Below are 23,278 nucleotides of genomic sequence, written 5' to 3'. Positions count from 1 at the left end.
GAATGCGCCGCCTGAAACTCCAGACGCTGCTCGTGGCGGGCCTCCTGGCCCTGTCGGGCTGCACCGATACGCTCGTCGAGTCGCTCGCGCAGGAGCAGTCCAACATCGATGACCGGCTCACCCTCAAGGGCCGGGTGTGCTCCAGCACGCCCGACCCGAGCGGCTTCCCGGTGAAGGTGGTCATCGTCATCGACCAGTCCGGCAGCATGTGCGTGTCGGACCCGCCGGGCTCGCAGGAGGGCACCGGCTTTTGCCAGCGCCCGGAGATCCTCGCCCTCGGGCAGGGGACCGACGAGCCCGCGCGGGTGCGGGCGCTGCGCCGGCTGGTGAATCAGTTCCGCGCGCAGCCCAACGTGCAGGTCTCCGTCGTCCCCTTCGAGACGAACATCCGCAACCCCTGGCCCGGTAGCACGGGCAACCGCTTCGCCCGGCCCACCGCGGCCTCCGGCATCGACTCGTACATCGGCCAGCTGCAGAGCCAGCTGGGCAAGGGCACGGACTACCAGGGCGCGCTCGCCGAGGCCTACAAGGTCATCTCCGGCGACATCACCGACGTGGCCAAGACGCGCCCGGCGGAGCTGCCGCGCACCCGCTACGTCGTCGTCTTCCTCACCGACGGCACGCCGTACCCGCGCTGCTCGGCCAACGACTCCCTCGGCCAGTACGCCTCGCCGGACCAGCCGGACCTGACGTGGGAGGACTCGGCCAGCGCGCGTGAGTTCTGCAACCTGATGGACCCGGAGGATCCGGACGCCATCACTGGCTACATCGCGGGCACGGACCGCAACCAGAACTTCCAGCTCTTCAGCTACGTGCGGCAGCTCATGGAGCTCAAGGAGCAGCACAACGTCGGCGACATCCGCATGCACACGGTGCTCCTCTTCAACGAGGAGTCCGTGCGTCTGTGCGGCCCCATCTGCCAGGACCTCTACGGCGTCTACCCGGGCGTGGACCCGGCCCGCTACCCGCAGGAGGCCAAGAAGATCTCCTCCTGGCTGCTCAAGCGCTTCGCGGAGATGGGCGGTGGCGTGTACCAGGAGTTCAACAACAGGACGGAGATCTCCGAGCTGGGCCTGGGCGCGCTGGACTACTCGTCCTTCGCCTCGCGCAACGTGATGAAGACGCTGATGGTGCAGTCGCTCTCCGCGGTACCGGGCATGGAGTCGCGCGAGACGGACAGCGACGGCGACGGAGTGGCGGACACCCAGGACAACGGCTTCTCCCTGGGCACCAACACCTTCACGGAGGACAGTGACGGGGACTGCTTCAGCGACGGCTTCGAGGTGCTGCGCTCGGACCAGGGCTTCAAGGCGGCCAATACCAAGGACACGCGCGGGTGCGATCCGCAGTCTCCGCTGACACCCAGCTGCCGGTGCGCGGACACGGACGGAGACGGCCTGTCACAGTTCGCCGAGGCGTACCTGAAGACGCACTCGGGCATCGTGGACAGCGACGGTGACGGCGTGCCGGACCTGCTGGAGTCCCGCTACGGGTTGGATCCGCTCACCCCCAATGCGTCCGGCATCGACACGGACGGGGATGGGATTCCGGACGAGCTGGAGCTGCGCTCGGAGAGCAACCCCACGCGGCGGGACCGGGCCTTCTACGAGCGCCAGGGCTACCAGTACGAGGTGCAGGCCGAGGTGCTGGCCAACGGCCGCGTCTGCTACGACTTCACCGTCTCCAACCTGCAGCTCGTCACGCCGCCCTCGCGCGCGGGCGTGCAGCAGGGCTTCAACCTCTTCAAGGTGTGGTTCGCCGAGGCTCCCGAGAGCGGCGTGGCCACCGACTACGGCGTCTGGCGCACCGCCTGTGCCTGGGCCCAGTACGCGCCGCCGAGCGTGCGCGCGCCGCTCGGTCCCGAGCTGACGCTGGAGGACGGCAACTTCGTGAGACCGGACCAGCTCAACGAGGACACCGAGTACCGCAACCGCTGCGTGGGGGCCCGTCCATGAGCCGGGCTGCGGTCGCGGTGTCGCTGGGGCTGGCCTGCGTGGTGGCGGTGGTGGCCTGCACGGACGCCTACCTCTATGACGGACGGAGGGACCAGGAGGTGCCGGTGGACCGTGCCGTCGCCCTCGAGGGGCAGGTGTGCACGGTGGGCTCCAACCAGGTGGTGCGGCCCATCAAGATCATCGCCGCCCTGGACGCCAGTCAGTCCATGAACGTGAGCGACCCGGACGGCACCCGGGCCACCGCGCTGGTGCAGCTCATCGACAGCCTGCCCACCGATGACGAGGTGTACCTGGCGGTGATGGTGTTCGCCGGCAGCACCACGGCCTACCTCACCCAGTCGGGCGCGCCGCCCACCGTGGAGGACGGCTTCGTGCGCGTGTCCGAGCTGGACAACAACAAGCGCCTCAACCTCGTCCAGCGGCTGCTCACCTACCGCAACCCGGACACCTCTCCCAACCGCGACGCCACCGACTTCGTGAAGCCGCTGGCGGACATCTACTCGCTCATCAACCGGGACATCTCCCGCAGCCGGCTGGAGCCCGGTGGTGCGGAGGCGCTGGCCCAGGCGCGCTACTCCGTCATCTTCCTCTCCGACGGCAGGCCCACGACGGACCAGGACAGGGACCTGCTGCGAGGAGATGCCGTGGTGCGCATCCGCCAGCTCAAGGACCTGGTGGAGGACGTGCGCGTCAACACGGTGCACGTGTTCCAGCCCCTCCAGCCGGTCAGCACGGTGTGCGAGCTGCTGCCCGATGGCACCGCGGGTGACGGCGGCTGCCCCATGCTCCTCATCAACCAGAACGCGGAGCGGCTGTCGACGATGGCGGCGCTGGGCGGCGGCAACTTCCGCGACTTCCGCAACGACGAGCCCATCAACTTCCTGGACTTCCGCTTCGGCCAGGTGCGGCGCTCCTTCCTCCTCAAGGAGCTGGTGGCCTCCAACTTCTCCGCGCCCTCGGGCAGCCCCCTGGACACGGCGGACACGGACGGCGACGGGCTCACCGACGAGCGCGAGGCCCAGGTGCGCACCGACCCCGCGAAGGCGGACACCGACGGGGATGGCTTCAGCGACGGGGTGGAGGTGCGCTTCCGGGAGCTGGGCGTGGACTTCAACCCGCTGGGCTACGCCCGGCCGGACGGTGGCGGGTTGGACCCGGGCTGTCCGCCCTCGCTGCGCGGCGTGGACTCGGACTGCGATGGGCTGCTGGATTGCGACGAGCAGTTCATCGGCACCAACTCCGAGCGCGTGGACAGTGACAGGGACGGCATCCCGGACGGGGTGGAGTGGCTCGGGGGTACGCAGGGCGCGAGCAACGACCTGGAGCAGGACCCGGACAACGACGGCGTGGTGAGCCGCTCCGAGCTGCGCATGCACACGAGCCCGGTGGACGTGGACACCGCGAACCTGTCCACGGACGGCTACCGCTACACGCTGAAGGCGGCGGGGCCTCCGGATGACCTGGGTCGCCAGTGCTACGACTTCCGCGTGGACAACGTGCTGCTGGCCCCCACCCAGGGCGACACGGACGACGCGGGCACGGTGCTGCGCGGCGCGGGCTACAACGACCTCTACCTGTCCGCCGCCATGATTCCCGCGGACGACCCCACCGCGCGCACGATGGTGCGCCACTTCCGCTTCCAGGGGGCGCGCTACCCGCTGGGCGGCATCAAGTCCCCCGTGGACGGCGTCATCCGCGTCACCCCCGAGGACTTCGTCGACGGCTGCCCCGGCCGTCCCGTTCCCACCACGCCCTGAGCAGGGCGCCCGGAAACCCCCACCCCCGCTCCGGCGGGGCCTCACATGGTTGCCATGTCCCCCTCCGCCCGACTGCGACTGCTGCCGCTCGTGTTCCTCGTGCTCACCGCCTGTCCCTCGCAGAATCCGGACGACTCGTCGGACGCGGGCGAGCAGGAGGTGCCCGACCTCTGCAACACCCGTGAGGAGGCGCTCACCTCGGCGGAGTGCCAGCTCACGCTCGGCCAGCCGCTGGAGCGCTACATCTCCTTCGGGGGGGACAGCGACTGGTACAGCGTGCAGATGCCCGCGGACGTGGGGCCGCGCTCGCTGGTGCGTGTCACCGCCGTCTACACCACGCCCATCACCGCGGTGAACCTGGCCGTCAGCCTCCTCAAGGAGGACGGCGGTGCTCTGGCACCGCGCCTGGTGGATTCGCACGGTCAGGGCCAGCCCAGGCCCATCGAGTTCGTCGTCCCCTTCGCCCAGCCGGGCGCGAAGCTGCTGCTGCTGCTCTCCGACGAGGCCGCCAACCCGAGCCGTCCCGGCTTCGACGCGCGCAACCCGTACACCCTCACGGTGGAGGTGCTGGACAACCCGGACGCCAACGAGCCCAACGACACGGCGGACAAGGCCACGCCGGTGGCACTGACGAACCAGGGCGGCGTCCTCGCGGGCAGCGGCTCCGGGTACCTGGCCACCGCGGGGGACGTGGACCGCTTCGCCTTCGACGTGCCGGCCGGGAAGATCGTCTACGTGCGGCTGACGGCGCCGAACATCCCTCCGCCCGAGCCTCCCCCCGCCTACATCCTCTCGTACAGGTTGCTGCGTCCGGACGGTAACGCCGAGTTCGAGGAGCGCGTGCGCACCAACGTGCTGGCCGCGGACCTGGCCGCCGCGCGCCGGGGAGGGGCCGCGGGAAGGTGGCAGGTGCAGGTGCAGGCCTGGAACAGCGGCACTTCCACTCAGACTCCGCCCGGAGACCTGCGCCTGAAGTACACGCTGGAGGTGAAGGTGCTGGACGAGGCGGACCCGAACGACCTCTCCACCGGCAACGACACCCAGAGCCGGGCGAAGGTGGCCGCCCTTTCCGCCACGACGAGCACCCCCTCGGCGGGCAGGACATCCTTCACCGGGCGCCTGGGCTCGATGGGAGACAAGGACTGGTTCGCGGTGGATGTGGCGACGAACACCGCGCCCACCGTGCTGCGCTACCGGCTGGTTCCCCTGTCCTCGGGGGGCCGCTTCCCGCCGCTGCCCGGCCTCGCGGACCGGCTGGTGTACGTCCTCACCGAGGTGACGGGCTCCTCCGCCTCCGACTGCGTCACCAAGGCCAACGTGTGCCCCAAGGGCAATGGCTACGGGACGGACTCGACGGTGAGGGCGCTGGTGGACGGCTGGTGCAACAACGCCACGCCGCTGTGCCTGCGCTCCTCGCGCGAGGAGTCCGAGTACCTCCCCAACCTGCGCAACTTCGGGGGCGCGCTGCCGGTGCCTTCGCACACCACCACCTCGCGCTACTACTTCCTCGTCCAGGACGAGGGCACCAACTGGGCGGACGACAAGGACTACCGCCTGGAGGTGGAGTGGTTGGACGACCCGGACGAGGCCAGTCACCCCTCGGAGGGCATGGACTCGCCCCGGCCGCAGGTGCAGATGGCCAGCGATGATGCCGCCGCGACCTTCCCCGCGCCGCCCACCGGTGCGGCCTTCGAGGTGCACGGCTCCATCTCCTACGGCCAGGGACGGCTCGTCGGGAACGACCCCGTGAAGGGGCAGGGCGTGCGCGGCCCCGGGGATTACGAGGCCGTGAACACCGACGTGGACACCTTCTCCTTCCAACTGCCCGGCGGCTCGGCCGAACGCACCTGGGAGCTGCAGTGGGAGGTGGACAACCTGTCCGATGGCGGCACGCCCTACGGGCTCGCGTTGGACCTGGCCTTCTGCGATGGAGACCGGCTGGACGGCGGAGTCTGCACGCAGGTGTCCACCGGCAGCGCCGGGCAGCCGCTGACGCTCGCGTACCGGGGAGAGCCGCTGCGCGCCTGGCACTCGCCGGCCGGCAGCCTGAGCAACCTGCAGCCGCTGTACAAGCTGGAGCGGGGGCCGACGACCACCAAGGTGACGGTGCAGCCCTACGCCTGCTCCTGCCTCGAGCCGCGCTTCATGCGCGGGAACGTCCTCAAGGTGGCCGTGAGCGGCGTGGACCGGATGGACTACGGACAGGCGGACTACACGCTGCGCACCGCGCACACCGGCTATCCGAAGTCCTACACCACCCTCGACGGCGGGTCCGCCAGCTGCCCGGTCCCTGATGGAGGGACGTTCGCGGATGGCGGAGCGGTGCCGGGCTGTTTCTTCACCCGGCAGCCTTGAACCCGGTCACCTCACGGGTTGTAGCCCACGCCGGAGATGGCGATCTCCTTCTCCGGCGCGTTGGCGGCGTTGGACTTGATGAGGAGCTTGGCCTCGTACTTCTTCGCCTGGGTGGGCTTGAAGTCCACCTGGATGAAGGTGCGCTTGCCGTACTCGAGCCGCACCGGCTCGCCCTTGGCGAGCTGCTCGGGCAGGGTCACGGTGAACTGGGTGGCACCCGACTTCGTCACCTCGGTGATCTCCAGCGTCTGCTGGCCGTTGTTCTCGATGTAGAGCGACTCGGAGATCTGCTGATTGACGTACGCTCCGGTGCCGTACTCCTGCCCGAAGCCAATGCTCTCCCGGTCCACGAAGAGCTGGGGCTCCACGGGCGGCTCATCGTTTCCACCACAGCCCGCCAGAGCAACGAAGATGACGGACAGCCACAAGGGACGCAGACGCATGAACGGCTCCTCCTCGGATGAGGTTCGGACGATGACACGATTTCTAACAACCTTGGGTGTGCTGTCCCAACTGTCGCGTGTCGGATTGCCGCTGACCCTGGTGCTGGGGCTGGGATGTGGAGGCTCGCGCGCGGACTTCATCGGCAGCCGCGTGGCGGACACGTGTGACGCGGCCTGGCCGGTGTGCAGCACCATGGCGGGTTGCATTCTCGGGCCGGAGAGCTACGCCGAGGGCCGCTTCCCCGGCCAGGGGCGCTTCATCGTCCAGGTGCCCGAGGCGGCCACCGTGCGCGTGCACTTCTTCCTGGAAGACGTCATCGCCGCGGGCGAGGAGACGGTCGTCACCTTCCACGAGGAGGGCTGCCGCGCCCGCATCCGCCAGTCCGTCAGCGGGCGCACCGCGCTGGACACGGTGGAGAAGCAGGGCGAGTTCTCCCGCGAGGCGGACCTCACCGGAGTGGGGGACCACCTCATCGAGTTCTCCTCGGACATGCAGGCGCGCTACGTGATGAAGGTGGAGGTGGTGCCGCAGCGCAACCGCTGAGCCCTCAGGTGGCGCGGGTGATGGAGATGGTCCGCTTCGTGCCCGCGCGCCGCACCTCGAGCACCACCGTGGAGCCGGGAGCGCCATTGAGCAGCTGCATGGCATCCAGGTAGTCCGTCACCGGGGTGCCATCCACCGCCAGCAGGGTGTCGCCGCTCCTCAGTCCCGCGCGCGCCGCGGGGCCGTCCGGTATCATCTGGCCGATGACCAGCTCGTCACCACCCTGGAGCAAGTACGCACCAATGGTGCCGGCGTTCGTCCTGGGGGTGGGAAGCACGATGTCGCCCAGGTCGAGCACCTGTCCTTCCACCAGGGTCACCGTGTGCGCGGTGCTCCTGAACATGCCGAAGGAGACTGCCAGGGTCTGCTCGCCCGCGGGCAGTCCCTCGAGGAGGAAGCTTCCATCGGGGCCGCTCCTCTTGTTGCTGTACCTGTCGCCCTCGACGAAGACATGGGCCTCGGCGATGGGCTGTTTCGTGGTTTCGTCCACCACCCGGCCGCGAACGCCCGCCGTGGACTTCAGGGTGAGCAGGACCTCGGCAGCTGCCTCGTAGGTGGGGGTGACCTGGGCCTCTCCACTCGCCCCGTCCTCCGTCCACGCCATCAGCTTCACGGGGGCGGCGGGCACGTCCCGCAGCTCGAAGCGGTCGCCCTGGAACTCCCTCTCTGCCTGGGCCCTGCCTGTCTGTCGGCTCACGGGCTGGCTGAGCAGGGAGAATCTCCTCACGGGTTGTCCGTCGGCACGTACCACCCGTCCGCGCAGGGTGGTGGCGGGCCGCAGCTTCACGACCACGTTCTGTTCCCCGAGCCTCACGTCCGCGACCTCCGCGCCGCGTGCACCATTGCGCACGTTCAGCGTCGCACGGGCGTCGGCGAGCTCCTTCCTGGAGGGCGGGGAGAGGGTGAAGCGGCCCTCCTCATCCGTGAGGGCCATCGCCATCAGGAAGAGCGGGGCCTGGGTGCTCAGCGTGACCTCGGCCCCCGGAGAGGGCATGCCATCCGGTTCGAGGACGATGCCCTGGACTGTATAGGCATTGCGCGTGCCCTCCTTCCAGGTCAGCTCCGCCCGGACGGTCTTCCCCGCTTCCACCTGCACCAGCTTCGGCTGCGGAGTGTGCGAGATGCGGCCCTCGGTGGGAATCACGTGCATGCGGTAGCTGCCCTCGGGCAGGGTCAGCCGGAAGTTGCCGGATGCGTCGACCTCGGTCCGGCCCATGCTCGACGGTCCAGCACCGTTCCGAGCCTCCGCGAAGACCAGCACCGACAACGGTTCGGAGGGGAGAGGCCCCGAGGCCGAGCGCACCAGGCCCTCCACGGTGCCCGTCTCCTCCAGGGTGAAGTCCAGCCGCGCCTTGCCGCCTTCCGTCACCTCGACGGAGCGGGTCGCTCCGAGCGCCGCTCCCTTCCGACTGGCGCGGAAGTACTGGACGCCGGTGGAGAGCCCTTCGATGCGGTAGGCGCCCTCGGCATCGCTACGGGCCTCCGCGGAGGCGTCGCCCGTGCTTCCGCCCACCACCCGCGCGCCCGCCACCGGCTGGCCGGCGGCATCTCGGACGTGGCCCTCCACCGCGCCGGAGCCCGAGAGATGGAGCTCGAGGAAGAAGCGCTCACCCGGTGCCACCGTCGGCCCGCTCCGGATGAGCTGGGTGAACCCCGGGGCATTCACCACCACGTCGTAGCTGCCAGGGGCCAGTCCGCTCACGGAGAAGTGGCCCGTGTCGTCCGTCACCGCCCGGCCCGAGTCCCCGCTGTTGCCCAGGGGGCTGACATCGACATGGGCACCCGCCACGGGAGCGCCCGAGGACTTCGCCACCACGAGGCCCTCCAGCGTCGCGCCAGGACCGAGCCGCAACCGCACGTCGCGTACCGTCTTCCCCATGCTCACGACGACGGGCTTGTCCAGTGAGCCCGCCTCGTCGCCGCGCCGCGCGGAGAGGACGTGGATGCCGGCCTCCACCTCGACGGAGAAGCCGCCTCCCTCGCCGGTGGTGACCACCTGGGACGCACCGCGACTCCCCACCTGCACCTCGGCGCCCGAGGCCGGGCGGCCCCGCGAGTCCTCGACGAAGCCCTCGATGACGCCCGCTTCCTCGAGGGCCACCGTCAGCGGCCCCTCCGTCGGCACCTTCACCTGGCGCAGCACCTTCCTGGCATACCCTGGTGCCCGCGCTTCCAGCAGGTAGCCACCGGGGGCTAGCCCGTCCACGCGGAAGTTCCCGCGCTCGTCACTCGAGGCATACACGCGCTCCTCGGCGGGGGCCTCGGCACGTTGCCAGAGCTCCAACTCACGGCCATGCGCCGTGAGCACCAGCTCCACCATGGGCAGGGGCTCGTTCCTTCTTCCCACCACCGTGCGGCCGGTGAGGGATTGTCCCGCCTCCAGCGTGAGGCGCAGGTGGGTGAGGGCCTCGCCCAGGGGGCGCACCACGTCGCGCCGCAGCGCCGCGTGGCCTGGCGCGTGTACCGCCACCAGGTAGCTTCCGGGCCGCGAGGCGAGCCTCACCCGTCCCTTCGCATCCGTGGTGCCGGTGCTCGCCAGCCGCCAGGACACCTCGTCGAGGTTTGGATCCCTCGCGCCGCGCCAGTACAGCCGCACACTGGCGCCGGGCACCGGCTGCCCGCCCGCGACCACTTCCACCTCCAGCACTCCGTCCTCTTGGGTGGGCACCTGGGCCAGCAGGGGGGTGCTGCCCGCGTCGGCCGTGCCTCGCGCGCCCAGATCCTCGGGGCTCTCCGGTTGCGGCACCGTGCCGGCGGCGCTCGCCGTCACGGGGTTGCTCTCCTTGTCGCCCGGCTCTCCCGCGCGCGAGGCGAGGAAGAACACCAGACCCAGTCCCACCAGGACGGTTGCCACGATCAACGGCTTGCGCATGTCTCTTCGCCCTCGAATCGCGCGTGACGTGACGCGGGCCGACACACTACTCGCACCCACCTGTCACGGAGTGGTGTCGGCAGGACCTCATGTAGGGAGATTTTCCATCCATACCGCTCTTCTTCGCCTGTACGGCCCGGAGTTCGGGAGGTGCTCACGCAGTGTGTCAGAGAGTCATGGGATGAAGGAGCAAAGCGAGTTAAGTAGATAACCCTCTCTCATGGAGGTTGGATGAAGTTCCTATCGTATGGCGCCGCCGGTGTACTCGCGGCCAGCCTGCTGTCCACGTCGGCTTTCGCTTTCGGTGCGGGTAAGACGGGCTCCTCCGGCAAGTCCGGGTCGCAGCCGTGCACCATGTGCCACAACGGTGGTACCGCTCCCACGGTCGAGATTTCGGGTCCCACGACGCTCGCCGCGGGCGCGACGGGCCAGTACACCCTCATCATCCGTGGCGGCGCCGCGGTGAAAGCGGGCATGAACGTGGCGGCGAGTGACGCGGCCGCTTCTCTCGAGCCGGGCTCGGCCACGGAGCAGAAGAAGGAAGCGGGTGAGCTCACCCATAAGGCGGCCAAGGCCTTCAGCAACGGCGAGGCTCGCTTCGACTTCTCGCTGATCGCCCCCTCCACGGCGGGCACCGTCACCCTCTTTGGTGCTGGCAACTCGACCAACGGTAACGGCAACGCCGTGGGAGATATGTCCGCGACCACGACGCTGAACGTGACCGTCACCGCCGCGGGCAACAATCCGACACCTGACGACAACGAGGAGCCGGGTGGCTGCTCCTCCACCGGTGGTGCGCCCGCGATGATGTTCGTGCTGGCCGCCGCGGGTGTGACCCTGCTCCGCCGCCGTCACGGCTGAGCCTTCGTGGCGTCGTCCCTCCTCCCGTGTCCGGATGGGCCGCGGGAGGAGGCGACTGTTTTGGAGTAGACTCCCGCGGACCGAGTCCTCCCACCCGAGTCTCACGTGCCGCTCTTCCCCCGCTCGCACAACATGTTCCAGCCGCTCCCTCGTGTCTGCTGCGGCGTCCTCTCCGCGCTGCTGGTGCTCGCCGCTCCGGTAGTCGAGGCCGCTCCCAAGTCGTCCAAGAAGTCGTCCCGGACGAGCGCCTCGAAGAAGACGTCCAAGACGTCGAAGACGGCTCCGGCCTCCGAACCGGCTCCGGCGCCCCAGGCGGCTCCATCTACCCCGGAGCCTCCGCCCGCCGAGGCGGCCGCGCCCGCTCCCACGCCCGCGCCCGTCGCGGAGAGCAAGTCCGAGGAGGCGCCGCCCCGTCCCGCCCTGGAGCCCAAGCCCGTGGTGGCGGCGGCCCGGCCCGCTCCCCGCTCCACTCCGGCCAAATCCACTCCGCCGGCCCGGTCCACTCCGGCTCCTGCCCCGGCCGCGGCGCCTACTGCCCAGGGCCGGACGCGCGTCGGTGTGGGAGGCGACGTCTTCCTGGAGAGCTCGCGGATGACGGGCGAGCAGGGCATCAACACCTCGCGCCGGGACGAGTCCTTCGACTACTCCAGCGCGGGCTTCCTGTCCGCCACGGCCTGGCTGAACACGCCCGTCACGGTGCTGAGTGAGCGGCTGCGCGTGGGCGCGGGCCTGCGCATCTTCGGCAACTACGCCGCGGGCGGTGGCCGGGAGTTCGGCTTCGGCTTGCTGAACGAGGTCTTCATCTCCGGTGAGTACGGCCTGCCGGTGGCCGACAAGACGGAGGTCATCTTCGGCGGGCGCGTGGGGATGTCGCTGCTCATTCCCAACCGCGAGTTCGCGGCGGAGATCCGCCGGCTGCAGGAGCAGGGCGTGCACGTGTGGAGCCTGCCGCGGGTGGGCTGGCTGGCGGGCCCGACGGTGGGAGCGCGGCGGCAGATGACCGAGCGCATCTGGCTGCGCGCGGACGTGGTCGCGCAGGCCGAGCAGCAGTACCTCTTCTTCACGAGCCAGGAGCTCTCCGGGCTCCGTTTCACCAAGAACTGGAGCACCCTGGGCCTGCGTCTGGGGCTCACGCTCGGAGCCGAGTTCTCTCTCTGAGGCACCCCCCTTTCATCCGGGAGTCGCGCATGGCTGTCCGTCGCTCGCTCTTCCTCCCCGTCCTCGCCATGCTGGCCGCCTGCCAGCCCACCTACTCCTTCGAACCGGAGCAGGTGGCCTCCGGTCCCGGAGGAATGGTGGGCAACGGCGAGCCCCTCACCCCGGGCAACTTCCCGGGCGGTGATGACCTCCTGCCCGCCGCGCGAGACGTGCCGCCGCCGGCCGATTCGCGCCCGCCCGACTGTGGCGCGGACTGCGTGGCGTACTGCAACGGCGCGGGCCTGCAGAATCCCGTCAACCGCGGGCTGTGCCGCAGCTTGTGGGGCGTGGGCCTGCCCCACCGTCCCATCCAGCAGGCCGAGGCCTGCCGCCGCCTCTTCGTCGACATGGTGGGGCGCGTGCCCACCGCGGACGAGGCCGAGGCCACGTGCTCGGGCGGGTGGGGCGCCACGGTGAAGAAGCTGATGGACGGCGATGAGTTCATCCTCGTCCAGCAGCGCCGGACCGCGGATCGCTTCCTGTACAGCAACGAGGTGACGAGCCTCCAGGCCATCTACGACATGGATCGGCTGGTGGAGAAGCTGTACCGCGGGAAGGTGCCGTATGACCTCTTCGCGGCGGTGGTGAGCGCCCACCCGGTGCTCACCCGCCGCTACGCGGACCCGGGCGACAAGGCCGAGGCGCTCTTCACCCATTTCCTGGGCCGCCCGCCCTTCGAGCACGAGCGCGCGGACATGGCGCGCCTCTACAAGCTGTGGCACTCGGGCTACTACGACCACCCGCAGCTGGGCATGCGGCTGCCGGACGCCTTCATCCGCTTCCGCTGCCTGGATGACGCCGGCAACGTGGACGAGTCGGCCAAGGGCGAGTGCGCCAGCGTGCTCTGGGGCTACAACGAGCTCATCTTCACCCCGGACCTGCGCGCGGCGACGGATCCGAGCCTGCGCGAGCTGACGCTGTGGAGCGGGCTGCTCAGCCCCGAGGAGTGGTCGAAGTTGCAGACTCCGGGTCGCGTTCTCGCCCGCGACCTGGCCTTCTGGGAGCGCGCGGTGGACGACGTGCTCGTGCAGTACCTGGGCTACGACCTGTCCGCCAGGGTGCCCGAGGTGCGCCAGGAGCTGGTGCGCTGGCTGTTGGAGAACGACGGTGACATCCGCTCGGTGCACTACGCGGTGGCCACCTCGGTGGCCTACCTCCAGTCGGCCGAGGGCGCCTCGCCCTCCGCCTACCGGTGGACGTATGGCCCGCTCAAGCAGGTGGACGCGGAGGTCTGGATCGACTCCATGGCGCGCAACACCGGCTACGAGCTGCCGGGGTGCGACCACCGCATCAGCCAGCCGGAGGACCTGCTGGAGTCGGGCAGCATCGCCGCCTACCGCGTGCTGGAGACGTCGCGCTGGAAGATCGACGACGAGGGCGAGGTGGACGAGCGCTACTCGGAGCTGGCGCGCACCCTGGGCGGTTGCCCGGAGAACGTGACGGGCGGACGCTTCCGCGTGGTGAGCATCCTCACCACGGCCACCCAGCTGTCCTTCGTCCAGTCGCTGTGCAACCCCACGCTCGACCCGGAGACGAAGGGCGCGGCGGTGGAGAAGCTGTTGCCCGAGGGCATGAGCCCCAGCCGCGCGGTGAACGCGGCCCTGGCCGAGGAGATCGCCACCCACCAGTACCGGGTGCTGATCGGCCGCTCGCCGGATGCCGCGGAGCGGGCCGAGGCCCGGGAGGCGGGCACGGAGTGCGCCCGCACCCTGTGCTCCGCGGAAGAGTTCGCCCGTCCCTACTGCTTCGTGCTGCTGTCGAGCGCGGAGCGCGTCTTCTACTAGCCCCGGAGCCCCCGTCCCATGTCCGACTCCGACGACAAGAAGCCCGTCACCCTCGGCCGCCGCCGGCTGCTGCAGGGGCTGGGCGCCGGTACCGCGGCGCTGGCCTTCCCCCACCTCTGGTTGCCCTCCGCGGCCCGAGCCCAGACGTCCGGGCGCGGCTCGGTGCGCCACCTCATCTACATCCGCCTCTCCGGCGGCTTCCGCTTCACCACGGCCTTCAACGGCGACGTGGCGGACGAGTTCAACCCCTTCGGCCGCTCGGACAAGCGCGCCTCTGGCACCGAATGGGGTGCCACGAAGCTGCTGGAGCGCGCCAGCTGGCTGGAGGGTGAGGCGAACAAGGCCCGGCGAGATGCCGGAATGAAGCCGGTGGTGGAGTTCACCAACGAGATGTGCGTGCTGCCGTGCGTGGACCATGAGCCCTTCGCGGCGCGCGCGGACGGTGGCCACGGCACGGGCCTGGAGCGCTTCCTCACGGGCTACGTGGGAGGCGCCACGGGCTTCCTCACCTTCGTGAACTACGGGGTGCGCGAGCGCGTGGCGGAGGCGGCCTCGCGGGGCATCACCCTGCTGCCGGCTTTCAGCCTGGGCGAGGCGGGCATGGCGACGGGCGCGGGCGAGTACGCCACCTACCGGCCGCCGGTGCTCGAGGGCAGCGGCTTCGAGCGCTTCAGCATGGATCCGGACTCGAGCCTGCCGGCCTGGGCGGCCAAATTGCCCACCCAGATCGACACCCGCTTCCGCGAGCGGCTCCACACGGCGCTGCGCGGGGGCGTGGACACGTACCAGCAGACGCGCAAGGCCTCGAGCGACTACGGGAAGATCTTCCGGGACTCCATGCTCCGGGTGAGCAGCGACTCCGACGAGGTGCACGACGGCATCAGCAACCGCGAGCTGCGGACGCTGCTGGGCACGGACGGCACCGGTCTGCGTGCGGCGCTCGCGCTGCGCCTGTTCCACTTCGGCTGCCCGGCGGTGTTCCTCAACCAGGGCGGGTACGACTTCCACTCTCGCGAGGACGCCGAGCTGCCGGGCGAGATGGACGCGGCCAACCGGCTGGTGAGTGGCCTGCGTACGGCCTTGCAGAAAATGCAGCACCCCGAGGGCGGGACGTACTGGGACAAGACGCTGGTGGTGTTGGGCAGCGAGTTCGGCCGCACCACGGGCGGCAGCCGCTACAACTCCGCCAACGGCAGCGACCATGGCAGCGATCTGGCCACCCGGTGGATGTCCATGCCCTTCATGGGGGGCGTCATCACCGCGGCGGGCAAGGGCGGCAAGAGCCTCGGCGGAGTGCGCGCCTCGGACCTCAAGGCCACTGGCAAGGTGTACTCGTACCGCTCGGTGCTCAAGACGATGATGGACCTGCTCGGTGCCGACCACCAGGGCATCTTCCCCTCGGACGCCCCCATCGAGGACTTCTTCGCATGAAGCGCTCCACTCTCGTTTCCGCTCTCGCGGCCCTCGCGCTGGCGTGTGATCCCCCCATTCCCCCGGGGGACCCCGGCAACATCCCCTTCGACCCGAATCGTCCCCAGGTGGGTTCGGCTTCGGATGTGGCGCCGTACGAGGGCTCGAACGCGGACGTGCTGAAGGCCCAGCAGACGTACCCCACGGGCATCGACCTGCACCGCAAGCTGGTGATGCGCACGTGCAGTGGCACCAACGGCGTGTGCCACAACCAGAAGGAGTACCCGGACCTGCACACGCCGGCCACCTTCACGGCGTCCATCGGGGCCCCGTGCAACGTGCAGTCCGGCAACCCGAGCGGTGTGTACGACCGATGCGAGCGGCTGGGTGACCGCTTTCGTTTCACCGAGGACTCCGTCGCTTTTCGGGAGATCGAGATCGGCTATTTCGAGCTCTTCCCCGGGGAGACGCCGAAGCTGGACCCGAGGGGCACGCGGCCGGACGACACCACCGCGGGCCTGCACCTGTACCTGCACGATCCGGTGCCCGTCGATGGGGACCGCGTCAACGCCACCGGCACCTTCATCCGCAACTTCATCAACGACAAGGGGGACGTGCAGGCGCTGCCCTTCGCCAGCTACAAGACGAACTGGTGGATCCTCGGTGACCGGCGCCACCTCTTCGCCGAGGTGACCGAGTACCAGCGAGACGCGGTGGAGAGCCTGGTGGCCAGCGGCATCGTCCAGGGGGACCAGAACCGCAACAAGGTCTACGGCTTCCGCGAGGGCAAGAACGTGCCGCTCATCAATCCGGGCAAGCCCGAGGAGAGCTACCTGGTGGCGCGCCTGCGCGGAACCATGCGGAACGAAGCGATTCCGGGCACGCGCATGCCGCTGGCGAACCAGCCGCCGTCGGTCACGGACATGCTGGCGCTGATGTGCTTCATCGAGGGCCTGGACCCGGCGGCCACGCAGTGGAACCTGGGCTCGGCCATCGACTACAACAAGTGCTCGTACTCGGAGGACCCGGCGGCGCTCAACCTCGCGGGCACTGGCGCCAACTGGAGCGGGCGAGTGCTGCCGATCCTCCAGTCCAGCTGTGGCGGCTGCCACGGTGGCAGCGATCCTCAGGGAGGGCTGGATCTGCTCAGTGGGACGCCCAGCGAGATCCGCCAGCGCCTGTTGAAGCCCTCGAGCCAGAAGCCCTCGCTCCAGCTCATCTACCCCGGCGATCCGATCAAGAGCTACCTGTGGAACAAGCTCACGGGCGACGGCATCATCGTTGGCGCCCGCATGCCGCTTGGCGGAAACGCTTCGCTGCCTGATGACCAGCTCGCGGACATCCAGAACTGGATCAGTTACGACGCGCTGGACAACTGAGGCACCGGGGCGGCGGGAGCACCGCGCTCACGGTTGGAGTGAGCGCGGCTCGCCCTGCTGATGGGAGCGTGCCGAGACCGGCATGTAGCACTTGCCCTGGTACTCGGCCTGCCTCTCGTAGCAGGGCGGGCGCTTTGCCAGTTCCACCCAGCACCCGCCGTTGATCTCCACCTCTCCCGACTTGGGATAGCAGGGAGCCTTGGCCTGGTCGCTGAATGGCTTCGCGGGCAGCGGATAGGCGATGGCTGTTGCACCCGAGCGGGTGAGGTCCACCATGTCTGGCGCCTTGTCCTCGCTGGTCGCCAACTCGCCCACCCCGGCGCCGGCTCGCTGCTCGCCCCTGGGTCCTTCGGGGTCTTGCGAGACGCGAGACCAGATGACCGCGCTCAGGGTGACGGCGAGGCCCGCGACAACCAGCCAACCTCGTGAGCGAAGCAGCCGACGCGTACGCCCTACCCACCGCTTCCAGGTGCCCACCGGTCCGCCTGTCAGATGGGCGCGTGCCTCCTCGTTCTTCTCCAACCGCTCGACGGTGGAAGTCAGGAGGTCGAGCATGTCGGACAGCTTCGACAGCTGGCCGGAGGAGGGGGCTTGTTCCACCTCCATCGAGATGAAGGGGGGCTCTGTCTGGGCGGATACGCGCACGAGCCAGGAATCCTCGGGCTCCCAGTTCGCGTGTGCTCCGGGCATCAGCAGCAGGGCCGGGGCGCCCGTGCGGATGTTCTCCGCTTCATAGAGTCGGCCCAGGTCCACCGCCACGTTCTTGTACCGCTTACTGATGTGGAACGGTCCCAGCCGTCCGCCCTTCCAGGTCTTTTCGTCAGCCATGCGCGGCCTCCTCCTTACTTCCGCCGTTGTATACCTCCAGGTGGCTTCGGAGGGAGTCCGCTGCGTTCCGCTCCTCACCGGTTGAGCAGCGGAACGCACCCGGCACGTTCCGCTCCTCACCAGTTGAGCAGTGGAATGCACCCGGCACGTTCCACTCCTCACCGGTGAGGAGTGAAACGCAGAGGAGTCCCAGCTCGCGGATGGTTCCTCCGAGCGGTGGGATTTCCCTGTGCGCTTCGTTCACGCAAGTACTTGTTTTTACGAGGCGCCGCGTTGGCGCGGGCGTTGCTCATGCCGGACCCGAGCCGCGATTCCCGCGGCCGCTCCACATCGAGGGGGCAATTCATGGTCCAGACGAATGGTAGCAAAACCCTTTCCGAGCTGACGCTCGAGCAGGTGGCGGACTCCATCCGCACCTACCTGAGACAAGGCAACGCCGGGCACTACAACATCGGCCTGCTCTACAACCACACCGTGGACAACCAGTTGGCGGAGAAGAACGGGTACGAGAATGCCCAGGCGTACTTCAGCCAGCACTTCGAGGAACTCTCGCAGGCGACCCTGACCCGGTACGGCACCGTGGCGCGGGAGTTCACCGAGGAGGCATGCGGGATGTATGGCGTGGTGAAGCTGATCACGCTGCGCACCTACTTGCAGGTGGCTGAGATCCAGCCTGCGGAAGGGGAGCCGGGCGCCACACCGATCGATGTGCCGGATGAAGGCGGGGCCGTGCAGCGAAAGCCCTTCGCCGAGTGCAGCCTGGAGGATCTGAGGCAGGCCGTGAAGCACAAGCGCAACCCGACCCGCGCGACCATGCCCACCACGGACTCCGCCCGCGTCGAGTTCATGCGGGAGTGCTTCTCGCGGCACTTCTCGAAGGGGGCCCGCGTGCAACTCAAGACGAACTTCCAGCGGGGCAAGACGCTTCTCACCATCCAGGGAGTGCCGCTGGAGGATGTGGAGCGGCTCATGGAAGCGTTGATGGATGGCTTCCAGCCCCAGCCGGTGCGCTCGGCGGGGTGATGGGCGAGCGAGGAGTCTGAGCAACCCGGGGTCGAAGCAGGACCCCGGGTCGTTTCAGGCCTGCAGGTCCGCGAGCGTGTCGTAGTCGTAGCGGTCGTTCGCGCTGAAGGGAGCACCGGGGGCCAGCGGATCCAACATGCCGCGCGGAGTGACCCGTGTGGTCTCCCGGAAGACCGAGTAGAGCGCGTCATCGAGCCGGTGGAAGGCCAGGGTGTTCGCCGCGCTCTGGGCGGGGACGTACGGGGCATTCGGGTAGCGCCGCCGCCACGCATGCCAGATGCGGTCCACGTTGCAGTGGTGCAGGAAGAACAGGGGGTCGTTGGGTGACGTGCTGTCCGTCATGTCGCCGCCCACCCAGACATGCACGATGTTGTGGATCCCCGGACCCTCCCAGCCCTCCAGGTAGTTGCGGAAACCGTTCGAGGTACTGTTGTACGGCGGGGCGTCGTAGAGGACCTGGTCGCGCAACACCGCGCGCACCTGCTCGCGGGTGGGCAGCGCGCCGGCCCTGCCGGGTGAGCGAGCCAGAGGCCGTGGTCGTGACAAGCGCGTGATTCCCCGCTCCGCCGGGACGACACGCACCTGCCAGACAGCAGGAGCGGTGAAGCGGCCCATGGCGCCGTCGGCCCAGAGGGGGGACTGGCGCGGATCCGCCAGCGCCGCATCCGCGGCCCAGTCCCAGTAAGGCAGCCGGAACTCCGGGTTGCCGAGCGCGATTCGGAGATACCCCTCGAAGCGCAACAGGAAGTACCGGTGCCACGGCAGGAAGGCCGGGCCCGAGTGGGCCGCGTTGCGGTCGCGCTGCGTGGGCGGCGTGAAGAGCATCATCGACTGATGGTGCCAGGACACGAAGAGGTCGTAGATGGAGAGCCCCTGCTGTCCTGGCCATGGGAAGCGCGCCGGGTCCTTGAGGGCCAGCACGCCGTCGATGAACTGCTGCCTGGCGGCCTCGTCGGCGAGGATGTTCCGGCGGATCATCGAGCACCCCCATGCACATGGGCGGAGTGATGCGCGTGTCCGCCGTGGCTCGTGTGGCGACCCTCGTCGTCATCCTCGGGTGAGGGCTGTGCCGACTCGAACAGGTGCGGCATGCGCTCGATGAGATGGCGGATGAGCTCCGTTGCCGTCGCGAAGGTCAGGTAGGGGCACAGGTGGGACCAGAGCCGGCCCTCTTCATCCACCATCATGTGCAGCGTGACGAGACGCTCGTTGACCCGCACCTCGTACGTGGTGGTGATGCTGATGGTGTTTCCCTGGTGCTCGAGCACGCGGGTGCTGCGCGCGAGGGCCTCGTGCGAGTGCTCGACGTAGGTGGGGAAGTCCTTCATCACCCAGTCCGGGTGTTCACTCCCGGGTTTGAATGGGTCGAACACCAGAGGTGGTACGGCGCGTGGCTCGTTCTTGCGCCGGGTTCCTGTCTCGTAACGCGTCTGCGTCTTCTGCCTCGCTGGGCGCTTCGTCTTGGCTGGCATCGACTGCCTCCCCCGTTGGTACGGCTCGGGGATTCATAGGGCAGGCGATGCTCGGGAGGCGAAGGTGGGCCCGACGAGGGATTCAGTTGAGAACATCCGAGGCGTCAGTTCCGGACTGACAAATGCCGGTTTTAGGAGACTTCGATGAACTCCGTGCCCGTCACCGCTTCCCGCTCCAGGGTCTGCTTGATGTCTCCTGAAACGATGAGCATGGGCCAACCCCAGATGCGGAAGATGCGGGCACCATCGACCTTCGTTGGGTCGATACGAAGTCCATCCACGACCCGGTACTCGCCAACTCTCTCCGGCCTTTCATCCTCTGGTTTCCAACGGACGACCCGCTCGCATCTCTCCTCATCGAGGCATGGAATGAGGAGAGTCGGATTCAGCACGAAATAGGGTTCGGGCTGTGACTCGACCTCGGCCAGGATGAACTGCACCTCTGGCACGTTCAGGCGCTCGAGGAGCATCTTGACCCGCTCGTGGATGACGGGGATGGCGAATCCGGCCTCCGTGAAGTCGAGAGGGGCGCCTGGAACGCTCATTCGGAAGAAAAGCCTTCCCTGTATGTCCAGGGTACGCCCAGCATCGAATTGCCACGGATCGACTCTGTTTCCCTCCGCATCCACCGGGTTTTTCAGATGCCAACGCTCGGGCACGGATTTGTCATCGACGAGTCTGAAGTACCGGGTCATTGCCCTTGTCCTCGGCCGACTATGGCGACGCGAGCCTCGTGAGGATGCTGTTCAACATGCTGCCCGGAGTGCAGATCTCCTCCGCAAGCTTCCTGAGTTCGGCCACGAGGGCCTCCCTGCAACTTGCCTGATCAGCGCATCGGCTCAGGGCCAGGCGAAGTCGGTCGTACACCCGTTGGTGGTACTCCTTGGGATGCGGACCGTAATGGCCTTTGAGGTAGACGATGTTGGCCGCGTCATTCAGGCTCATTCCCGCTTCAGCGAAGAGTTCTTCGAATGGAGGCGTCCACGGTCCACCGCGGAGGGGGGACTTCGAATTACGGCTGGTGGCCATGTGGTGCGCTTCATAGCCGTCCCTCTTGCGGTCGCTACAGATGGACTCCTGCCGTGCGGATTGAGCAGTCACACCCATTCCCGAGCCAGCCGTCATCAGCAGGCTCCCGTCCGCCGCAACCTGGATGGAGGACACGGAAGCCCCGTTCGGCAATACAGGACCGGACGGGGCTGGCCGCAGACCACCGAGACCTCCCGGTGGGACATCTGGTAGCAGTCTTCCCACCTGCCGGGCTGCGATCATGATCATGATTCGCAGCACCGTGGCTCCCGCTGCTCTCCCAAAGTGCTCTGCTGCGGCTTCCAACTCCGCAAGTGTGCGAGCCTGATTCGTCTGCTCGTAGAGAGACCACAGCACAATCGCGGCGTTCTTCACTTCCGCTGCCGTGAAGACGAGCATCAACGCCAGGGTCATTGCCATGGCCGCGGACTTCGTGAAGAGGGGTTCCGGCGCCATCCAGGCGGCCAGGTAGAACATCAGGGAGGCCAGAACACCCGTTACGAACAACGGATCGGTCAACAGCTCCTGGGCTGCATCGCGGAAGCCGTCGGGCATGTACTTGGGGGCGAGCTGAAGCGCCAGACGAAATCGGTGCTCCTCAATTTGGCTGGGTATAGGGAGCCGGGCTGTTCCGTAGCGGTTGGCGTAGTCCTGCCAGAGCGCCTGTTGCCAGGAGGTATCCGTGCCGTGAGGCAGGTAGGAGGCCAGCCGCAGCCCCGGTGGGGGCTGGAGGGAGGGCCAGGAAGCACGGAAGGCAGTGAGGGCGGCTCGAGCGTTTGCGACGGAGAGTGGCTCTGCTTCCAGTGGCGGGCGCTCCAGGACGAGGCGAAAGCGCCCATCCTTGAGGAATGTTGACGATGCTGAGTTGGGAGCAGGCAGGGAGTCCCAGTTCCTCGCATGGTTCAATGGCCTTTCCGGGGGGCGCGCCACGGAGCGCGGCACCACACAGGCTGACGCAAAGACGATGACGAGCAGTCCTGCACCCAGGCGTTGGAGGATGGACATCTCTGTACGCCTCACGGCTGGTAGCGCTGGATGCGGGCCTCGGGCACGCGCCGGGCCATGCGCTCCATGGTGCCGGCCACCTCGGCGAGGATGCGCTCCTTGTCGAGCGTGAGGTGACGGCGCTCCTGCAGGATGACGCGGCCGTCGACCATGACGGTGTGCACGTCGCTGGCGCGAGCGCTGTACACCAGTCCGGCGGTGAGGTTGTGAGGCGGCTGCCAATGCGCGCCTCGGGTGTCCACGAGGATGATGTCGGCCTGGTAGCCGGGCGCGAGCGTGCCGATGCGGTCGCCCAGTCCCATCGCCGCCGCGCTGCCTCGCGTGGCGATGTCGAGCGCCTCGGCAATGGGCATCACCTCGGGGTCCATCGCCTCGTGCTTCTGCATCAGCGCCATGAGGCGCAGGCTCTCGAAGACGTCCAGCGTGTTGTTGCTGGCCGCGCCGTCGGTGGCCAGGCCCACCGCCACTCCGGCCTTGCGCAGGGCGTGGATGGGGGTGATGCCCATGGCCAGCTTGAGATATGTCTTCGGTGCGTGCGCGATGCCTACGTGCTTGCGATACCGGGCGAGCAGCTCGATGTCCTGGGGCAGCAGTCCGCAGCCGTGCGCGATGAGGGCGGGCACACTGAGGACGCCGGTGTCCCTGAGCACCTGGATGGGCGTCAGTCCGCGCCTCTCCACGCTGGCGTTCGTCTGGTTCATGTCCTCGGCGGCGTGGATGTGGATGCCGACACCGATACGGCTGGCATGCTCGACGGAGGCACGCAGGAAGCCGTCGTCGCAGGTGAAGGGCGCATGGGGAGCCATGCAGGTGGTGATGCGGCCTCCCGCGCCGCCCTTCCAGCGCTCGGCGAAGGCCGCGGTCTCATCGAGCACGCCGCGACCCCGGCTGGAGAACACGGCCCAGCCCAGGTGCGCCCGCGTGCCTGCCTCCTCGACGGCCCGGGCCACCTGGTCCATGAAGAAGTAGTGGTCGGCCGCCGTGGTGACGCCGCCTTCGATCATCTCGAGCAGGCCCAGGAGCGCGCCCCAGTACACATCCGCCTCGGTGAGGTTGCTCTCCAGGGGCCAGACGAACTCGTTGAACCAGCGCTCGAAGGACACGTCCTCGGCCAGTCCCCGGAAGAGCACCATGGGAACGTGCGTATGGGTGTTGATGAGCCCCGGCATGGCCAGCATCCGCTGCCCTTCGAGCACGGTGACGCCGGGCTCGGGGGGACGCCCGGTGGGGCGGATCTCCGCGATGCGGTTGCCACGAACCAGGATGTCCTGGTTGCGAACGACGGTGAGCGCGCCGCTCGTATCCGGGACGAGCGCGTGACAGTCACGGATGCAGGTATCCGCCATCGGGAGCCTCTTGTTTGA

At 68.6% G+C, this 23,278-nt stretch carries 18 protein-coding genes; 10 read left to right on the top strand and 8 right to left on the bottom strand.

Annotated features, from left to right (window positions below):
- Positions 1-2 precede the first annotated feature (2 nt).
- From mtsD to JRI60_RS41535, 3 genes are read left to right on the top strand one after another with little or no spacing between them, the layout of a single operon-like run.
- Positions 3-1,955: a cell-cell cohesion protein MtsD gene (gene mtsD / locus JRI60_RS41545; RefSeq protein WP_204221601.1), complete on the top strand. Its 1,953-nt coding sequence runs from the start codon at positions 3-5 to the stop codon at positions 1,953-1,955.
- A complete protein-coding gene (locus tag JRI60_RS41540) occupies positions 1,952-3,712 on the top strand; it encodes a VWA domain-containing protein (RefSeq protein WP_204221600.1) in 1,761 nt (586 codons plus the stop codon). The genes mtsD and JRI60_RS41540 overlap by 4 nt, the downstream gene beginning before the upstream one ends.
- A gap of 54 nt (positions 3,713-3,766) precedes the next feature.
- Positions 3,767-6,067 carry a cell-cell cohesion protein MtsF gene (locus tag JRI60_RS41535; RefSeq protein WP_204221599.1) on the top strand — a complete coding sequence of 767 codons (2,301 nt, stop codon included), beginning with the start codon at positions 3,767-3,769 and terminating at the stop codon, positions 6,065-6,067.
- 11 nt (positions 6,068-6,078) lie between these two features.
- On the opposite strand, the gene JRI60_RS41530 is transcribed toward JRI60_RS41535, so the two are convergent.
- Positions 6,079-6,510, bottom strand: coding sequence for a hypothetical protein (locus JRI60_RS41530; protein WP_204221598.1), 432 nt, complete (start codon positions 6,508-6,510; stop codon positions 6,079-6,081).
- Positions 6,511-6,568: 58 nt separating this feature from the next.
- Here JRI60_RS41530 and JRI60_RS41525 point away from each other — a divergent pair, with 58 nt between their 5' ends.
- A complete protein-coding gene (locus JRI60_RS41525) occupies positions 6,569-7,054 on the top strand; it encodes a hypothetical protein (protein ID WP_239470036.1) in 486 nt (161 codons plus the stop codon).
- 4 nt (positions 7,055-7,058) lie between these two features.
- On the opposite strand, the gene JRI60_RS41520 is transcribed toward JRI60_RS41525, so the two are convergent.
- Entirely contained in the window at positions 7,059-9,926 is a 2,868-nt protein-coding gene (locus JRI60_RS41520; RefSeq protein WP_204221596.1) for a carboxypeptidase regulatory-like domain-containing protein, read from the bottom strand.
- Between the two features lie 231 nt (positions 9,927-10,157).
- Here JRI60_RS41520 and JRI60_RS41515 point away from each other — a divergent pair, with 231 nt between their 5' ends.
- The 5 genes from JRI60_RS41515 to JRI60_RS41495 all read left to right on the top strand — a co-directional run bounded on the left by JRI60_RS41515 (position 10,158) and on the right by JRI60_RS41495 (position 16,557).
- Positions 10,158-10,787, top strand: a complete 630-nt coding sequence (locus tag JRI60_RS41515) for an MXAN_6652 family MXYO-CTERM-anchored protein (RefSeq protein ID WP_204221595.1) — start codon at positions 10,158-10,160, stop codon at positions 10,785-10,787.
- A 105-nt stretch (positions 10,788-10,892) separates the two neighbouring features.
- Positions 10,893-11,945, top strand: coding sequence for a hypothetical protein (locus tag JRI60_RS41510; RefSeq protein WP_204221593.1), 1,053 nt, complete (start codon positions 10,893-10,895; stop codon positions 11,943-11,945).
- 29 nt (positions 11,946-11,974) lie between these two features.
- Positions 11,975-13,768, top strand: a complete 1,794-nt coding sequence (locus JRI60_RS41505) for a hypothetical protein (protein WP_204221592.1) — start codon at positions 11,975-11,977, stop codon at positions 13,766-13,768.
- An 18-nt stretch (positions 13,769-13,786) separates the two neighbouring features.
- Positions 13,787-15,199 carry a DUF1501 domain-containing protein gene (locus JRI60_RS41500; RefSeq protein ID WP_204221591.1) on the top strand — a complete coding sequence of 471 codons (1,413 nt, stop codon included), beginning with the start codon at positions 13,787-13,789 and terminating at the stop codon, positions 15,197-15,199.
- The gene (locus JRI60_RS41495) at positions 15,196-16,557 is read left to right on the top strand and encodes a hypothetical protein (protein ID WP_204221590.1); all 1,362 of its coding nucleotides are present in this window, start codon (positions 15,196-15,198) and stop codon (positions 16,555-16,557) included. The genes JRI60_RS41500 and JRI60_RS41495 overlap by 4 nt, the downstream gene beginning before the upstream one ends.
- Before the next feature lie 27 nt (positions 16,558-16,584).
- Here JRI60_RS41495 and JRI60_RS41490 read toward each other — a convergent pair whose 3' ends face one another.
- Positions 16,585-17,385 carry a hypothetical protein gene (locus JRI60_RS41490; protein ID WP_204221589.1) on the bottom strand — a complete coding sequence of 267 codons (801 nt, stop codon included), beginning with the start codon at positions 17,383-17,385 and terminating at the stop codon, positions 16,585-16,587.
- 345 nt (positions 17,386-17,730) lie between these two features.
- Here JRI60_RS41490 and JRI60_RS41485 point away from each other — a divergent pair, with 345 nt between their 5' ends.
- On the top strand, positions 17,731-18,408 hold the full coding sequence (locus JRI60_RS41485; protein ID WP_204221588.1) for a hypothetical protein: 678 nt from the start codon (positions 17,731-17,733) through the stop codon (positions 18,406-18,408).
- A 54-nt stretch (positions 18,409-18,462) separates the two neighbouring features.
- Here JRI60_RS41485 and JRI60_RS41480 read toward each other — a convergent pair whose 3' ends face one another.
- From JRI60_RS41480 to JRI60_RS41460, 5 genes are all read right to left on the bottom strand, one after another.
- Entirely contained in the window at positions 18,463-19,386 is a 924-nt protein-coding gene (locus tag JRI60_RS41480; protein WP_204221587.1) for a tyrosinase family protein, read from the bottom strand.
- Positions 19,383-19,880, bottom strand: a complete 498-nt coding sequence (locus JRI60_RS41475) for a hypothetical protein (RefSeq protein ID WP_204221586.1) — start codon at positions 19,878-19,880, stop codon at positions 19,383-19,385. The genes JRI60_RS41480 and JRI60_RS41475 overlap by 4 nt, the downstream gene beginning before the upstream one ends.
- 131 nt (positions 19,881-20,011) lie before the next feature.
- Positions 20,012-20,575: an imm11 family protein gene (locus tag JRI60_RS41470; protein ID WP_204221585.1), complete on the bottom strand. Its 564-nt coding sequence runs from the start codon at positions 20,573-20,575 to the stop codon at positions 20,012-20,014.
- 19 nt (positions 20,576-20,594) lie between these two features.
- Positions 20,595-21,914: an AHH domain-containing protein gene (locus JRI60_RS41465; protein WP_204221583.1), complete on the bottom strand. Its 1,320-nt coding sequence runs from the start codon at positions 21,912-21,914 to the stop codon at positions 20,595-20,597.
- Positions 21,915-21,925: 11 nt separating this feature from the next.
- The gene (locus JRI60_RS41460; protein ID WP_204221582.1) at positions 21,926-23,260 is read right to left on the bottom strand and encodes an amidohydrolase; all 1,335 of its coding nucleotides are present in this window, start codon (positions 23,258-23,260) and stop codon (positions 21,926-21,928) included.
- Positions 23,261-23,278 lie beyond the last annotated feature (18 nt).

Origin of the sequence: Archangium violaceum, assembly GCF_016887565.1 — a bacterium.
GTDB lineage: Bacteria > Myxococcota > Myxococcia > Myxococcales > Myxococcaceae > Archangium > Archangium violaceum_B.
The sequence above is the reverse complement of the archived record's forward strand: the minus strand, read 5'-3'. Positions and strand labels throughout refer to the sequence as shown.

Excerpts from the sequence above, each read along its gene's own strand:
- mtsD (WP_204221601.1), top strand. The coding sequence starts at position 3 with ATGCGCCGCCTGAAACTCCAGACGCTGCTCGTGGCGGGCCTCCTGGCC.
- JRI60_RS41540 (WP_204221600.1), top strand. The coding sequence starts at position 1,952 with ATGAGCCGGGCTGCGGTCGCGGTGTCGCTGGGGCTGGCCTGCGTGGTG.
- JRI60_RS41535 (WP_204221599.1), top strand. The coding sequence starts at position 3,767 with ATGTCCCCCTCCGCCCGACTGCGACTGCTGCCGCTCGTGTTCCTCGTG.
- JRI60_RS41530 (WP_204221598.1), bottom strand. The coding sequence starts at position 6,510 with ATGCGTCTGCGTCCCTTGTGGCTGTCCGTCATCTTCGTTGCTCTGGCG.
- JRI60_RS41520 (WP_204221596.1), bottom strand. The coding sequence starts at position 9,926 with ATGCGCAAGCCGTTGATCGTGGCAACCGTCCTGGTGGGACTGGGTCTG.
- JRI60_RS41515 (WP_204221595.1), top strand. The coding sequence starts at position 10,158 with ATGAAGTTCCTATCGTATGGCGCCGCCGGTGTACTCGCGGCCAGCCTG.
- JRI60_RS41505 (WP_204221592.1), top strand. The coding sequence starts at position 11,975 with ATGGCTGTCCGTCGCTCGCTCTTCCTCCCCGTCCTCGCCATGCTGGCC.
- JRI60_RS41500 (WP_204221591.1), top strand. The coding sequence starts at position 13,787 with ATGTCCGACTCCGACGACAAGAAGCCCGTCACCCTCGGCCGCCGCCGG.
- JRI60_RS41495 (WP_204221590.1), top strand. The coding sequence starts at position 15,196 with ATGAAGCGCTCCACTCTCGTTTCCGCTCTCGCGGCCCTCGCGCTGGCG.
- JRI60_RS41490 (WP_204221589.1), bottom strand. The coding sequence starts at position 17,385 with ATGGCTGACGAAAAGACCTGGAAGGGCGGACGGCTGGGACCGTTCCAC.
- JRI60_RS41485 (WP_204221588.1), top strand. The coding sequence starts at position 17,731 with ATGGTCCAGACGAATGGTAGCAAAACCCTTTCCGAGCTGACGCTCGAG.
- JRI60_RS41480 (WP_204221587.1), bottom strand. The coding sequence starts at position 19,386 with ATGATCCGCCGGAACATCCTCGCCGACGAGGCCGCCAGGCAGCAGTTC.
- JRI60_RS41475 (WP_204221586.1), bottom strand. The coding sequence starts at position 19,880 with ATGCCAGCCAAGACGAAGCGCCCAGCGAGGCAGAAGACGCAGACGCGT.
- JRI60_RS41470 (WP_204221585.1), bottom strand. The coding sequence starts at position 20,575 with ATGACCCGGTACTTCAGACTCGTCGATGACAAATCCGTGCCCGAGCGT.
- JRI60_RS41465 (WP_204221583.1), bottom strand. The coding sequence starts at position 21,914 with ATGTCCATCCTCCAACGCCTGGGTGCAGGACTGCTCGTCATCGTCTTT.
- JRI60_RS41460 (WP_204221582.1), bottom strand. The coding sequence starts at position 23,260 with ATGGCGGATACCTGCATCCGTGACTGTCACGCGCTCGTCCCGGATACG.